The organism is Neisseria sp. HMSC061H08, from assembly GCF_001836795.1.
Taxonomy (GTDB): Bacteria; Pseudomonadota; Gammaproteobacteria; order Burkholderiales; family Neisseriaceae; genus Neisseria; species Neisseria subflava_A.
Genome location: NZ_KV830567.1, coordinates 1 through 4,541, shown reverse-complemented (window position 1 = coordinate 4,541; position 4,541 = coordinate 1). Strand labels below are relative to the sequence as shown.

At 46.2% G+C, this 4,541-nt stretch carries 1 protein-coding gene; it reads right to left on the bottom strand.

Features of this window, described 5'->3' with window-relative positions; all coding sequences use genetic code 11:
* Positions 1–4,280: two-partner secretion domain-containing protein (locus HMPREF2675_RS04970; protein WP_141759956.1), on the bottom strand; the 4,280-nt coding region annotated here is incomplete at its 3' end.
* Positions 4,281–4,541 lie beyond the last annotated feature (261 nt).

The following is a 4,541-nucleotide window of genomic DNA, read 5'->3' as shown; positions in this document are numbered from 1 at the left end:
AGTCCGCCTGCTTGTACCTGCCCGCCGTCGATATTGATACTTTTTTCAGCTTTTAAGCCGATTTGGTCGGCTTGAATATTGCCGTTGCTGTTAATATTCCGTGCTTGGATGAGTACGGCCTGCCGCCCCGCAATGGTACCGCTATTAGTCAGGTTTCCGTTTTGCAGGTTGAATAAAACCTTCTCGGCACTAATCAGGCTGCCGGAGGTATTGAGATCACCTTTGCGTGCCAGGGCATAGACTTTGGGGGCGAGTACGGTTTGAGTCGAACCGTCAGACAGGGTGACGGTTTGATTTTCCATCCAAACGATATCTGAAGTTAAGCGGGCAACTTGCTCTGCACTCAAGGCGATACCCGGGGTAAGGCCGAATGCTTTGGCAACAGTAAGGCCGTTGTCCATCAGAGCTTTGAATTGTTCTTCATCACTTTTGTAGCCATCAAGTCGGCGGTAGCCTGTTAACTGGTGGATTTGTTCATTAACAAGTTTTTGTTCGTAGTAGCCGTCACCTAGCCGTTTGTGTAGATAATTGGGGTCCAATTGCAGTTGTTTCAACATGTAGTCGCTGCCCAACCAGCGGCGGTAGTCTGCAAATTGAGGATCTGTTTCAACCAACCAGCCTTTATTGTCAGGATGGGTGGTGTAGAGGCTGCTGTTCGGCAGAGTAACAGTAGCGTTATTTAATGAGACCACATTACCGGTATGGATGCGCTGCCCATTGACGGCTGCTGTGGATGCTCCATCAATCAGTTTGGCTGCAGATGCTGCGGGTTGAAAGGAAGGGGAGGCGGCATTCTGTTGGGTGACGGATACAGGCGTGTCAAAGTCATGGGTAAATAGTTGGGTATCATGGTAAGGAGTGTGGTTTCTTTCGGTACGGCGTTGTCTTTTTCTGCCACTGTACCATCCTTTTTTTGTAACTGAATCCCACTGTGTGCCGACAGCATCTGTGCGCCCCTTGCCTGTTGTACTTTGATTGGTGATTTCTTTCTGGTTTAAATCATCAGTGATAATACGCCCGCCTACTATAATTTGACTGTCTTTGTTCAGCCAGTCTTGGCCTGAAACAGTCAAATTACCACCCACAGTAATGTGTGCCGGTCGATTTTCGATGATGCGTTCTTTATAAGTCTCGATGTGATAGTCTCGGACATGCCATTGGTTGGCCTCAATACGAGAACCATTTTTTAAATGGAACGTAGCAGTAGTTTGGTCTTTTTGTCCTTGCGAGTTATCGAATAAACCGTCTTTTCCTGCCTGATAGTAGGTATTTTGCCCCAGTACGGTGTAATCGCGGACTTGCTTTTCTGCTTTGGCTAAGTATGTTTCTGTTTTAAAGTGATTATTGATATTCTGCATATTCCTAACGGACATCAATGCATCACCTTGTACTTCCAAACTGGCACTGCCATTAACAAAGGTATCAGCCATGCCTGCCGCATGATGTTGTTCATCCAGTCGATTGCCGATAGCAAAAATACCTTCGCTGGATAGTAGGGCTCCCTCTTGGTTATGAATCTCTTTCGCTCCGATATCCAAACGTTTCCTTGCAGCTATTGCACCCGCTTTGGTGCTGCCTTCTGTCGTTTCTTCTCGGTTAAGCAGTTTTTGCGCGTCCAGAGCAATATGGTTACCATAGATTTTGCCTGTCCCGGTGTTGTTCAAGGTTTGACCTGCACCGATGTGGGTCAAACCGTTGCTGTTGATCAAACCCCTGTTGTCTACATGCTGTTCGGATGTGATGTTCGTTTGTTCTCCGGCAATAATTTTGCCTGTAACTTGGTTATCTATATTGCCGGCATTGAGTTTGAGCGTATGACCTGCTTGTAGGGTATGGGTATTTTTCAGACGGCCTTTTGTGCTTAGATTTAATTGGTTGCCTGCAGTGAGATCGCGGTCTATGACGAAATCATCCCTCAAGGCGATATCCAGCTTGTTACCAGCTGTTAATGTGCCATTATTGGCCAGTGATTTAGCTTGTAGCGATACATTACCGGCAGATTGAATCGTGCCGTCCGCATTGTTTAACGCCAAAGTGTTTTGATTTTTATCGTGAATAGACAACTGCCGGTTGGTGGCAATTTCACCATGTTGGTTGTATAGGCCGTCTGAAACAGCTAATTGTGCTTGGTTCGCAGATAGGAGTTTGCCGTTTTGGTTGTCTACATTTCGACTATTGATAGTCAGTTGTTCGGTAGCAGTAATATGGCCGCTTTGGTTAGTCAGTTGCTGACTTTGGATGCTAACCGTTTCAGCCTCTATACGTCCGTGCGTATTATCTAGAGTCTGACCTTTGGTATTCAGTTGTGCAACAGAAACTTTTCCTGTATTGCGAAGATTGTTATTGGCAGTGACGGTTCCACTATCGGCAAGAATGTTACCTGCGTTATGTAAACTGGCGGTATCAAGCTGTAAATGTGCAGCTTGAATATTGCCTTTTTTATCATTGCTCAAGCGGCCCGAATGAATGAGTGTCAGATTGTTAGCGGTAATTTCTCCCGCATTATGCAGTTCACGGTTGTCAATCTTGCCGGTTTGAGTTAATAAGTGACCGCTGTTTTTAGCAGTTTGAGCACTAACAGCCAGATCGTGTGCCTGGAGTTTGCCTTTTGCCGTATTGTTAAATGAATCGCCTGATACTTGTAGTTTAGCCGCATTCAGACTGCCCGAATTTTCCAAACTGTTTTTGGCGGCAATGTCGATTTGTCCACCTGCATTGATTGATCCTGCATTATCAAGTGCTCCCGTTGTTTGAATGCGTCCTCTGGCGTAGGCTTTTGCAGATGCTGTAGGTGAAACGGGATTGTTTGAACCAGGCTTAGATGCCGAGACAGTGCTGCTACCTGAACCTGTTGCAGTACTCGGAATCTGTGGTATGACTGATGGATTGGGATTCAAACCGGTCTGTGGAACGTCGCTCACACCAATCTTGCCACTGTTATCGAATTTGCCAGCAGATACCAAATCCAATGCTTGTGAACCTGTTTGAATAATATTACCCGTGTTATCCAAACTACCTGTTGACATATCTAAGCGGGCAGCCTGGATCGTACCGTTGTTTTGGTTTTTCAGACGGCCTAAATTACGGACAGTCAATTCACCTGAGGATAAGACCGTACCTGAATTGTCCAGCGTCTGGCTGTGAATATTGGTATCATTCTGTGAGGCAATCGTACCGCTATTACGGACATTGCGGGCATGAAGTGAAACCGCATGGTTTTCTCCCGTCGCCGCAATCGTACCCGTGTTGACCAGTTTACCTTCAGCATTCACTGCCACATTGCCAGCTGAGGCAAACAATTGCCCCTGATTGCGCACGGATGCATCACGATCAGTGCTGATCAAGGTGATCTTACCGGCATACATACCACCCAATGCCCCTGTATCGATGGCATACAGTGAGTTGGCAGAATTTGTATTCGCAGCAGGGGAATGTGAAGACTGGATAGAGCCATCAGCTGAGACATCATTTTGTCCTGCCAACACACGCACATCTTTACCCCACACAGACCTATCAATCTTAACCGCGCGGCTCAATATCTGCGTGTAATCGGTATCGCGGGCATCCAAACCGTGTCCGACGATTACAACATTGCCTTGCCTTATCTTAAAGCCACTAAGGTCTCCTGCTTGATATTGCGGTTGGCCTGTAGTTAGAGTGGCACGGGAAGCATTGATAAATCCCCCTCCGTTCACTTGAATTCCCGCAGGGTTTGCCACCACCACTTCGGCACGTCTACCACCCACCTCAATATATCCGCCCAACAAAGAGGGATTAGCTGAATTGACTTGATTCACAATAACACGGGCCTCACCACCTGCAAGCCAGGGGTTTCCCTGTATCCAGCCACCCAGCTGTGTTTGCACGTTCCGACGGCTGTTGTTCAAAATAGCACCACGTTTGTCAACATTGAAATGGGTGTATTGATTAACTGAAACTCCTGCGGCAGTAGGGGTTTGGATATTGGCCTGCGGGATGCCGTTACTGGTTTGCATGATGGTAGGCTGTTGCTGTGTAGGTGCGGATTTGTCAGCAACGATGTCTTGGGCATTGACAGAGGAAGAAGTCAGAATAAGGGCAGAGCCGAGGAGTAATGAAAGGGAGAATGAGATAACAGAGATAGAATGGATAAAACCTGTAAAGCCCGCAATATCATTTGGCGAAATACCTGCAGCTTGGGTGTCGGCTGTGTTTTTGCCCTCGCGTTTGGCATTTTCAGCAACAGCCATCATGCAGTTTCGATGTTTATTAAAGACGACTTTGTACAGGGTACGATTCATAGTAAATGCTTTCTCGATAATATTCCTTACAAATATCCATTCTAACTTGAATTAACTTTGTATGTATAGAAAAATTTATTTGGGATTGGAAAGGATTAGCTATGAATGTCACAACATTCGGCAAGTTATCTAACAATTTGGTAGTGGTTGTCGTCATTATTGTAACTATGCTTGAAATACGAGGCTTTGCTCCGCGTTCTTTCCTGGCTCTCACTATGCCTTTTTATACTTTGAGACCTTTGCAAAATTCCCCAAAATCCC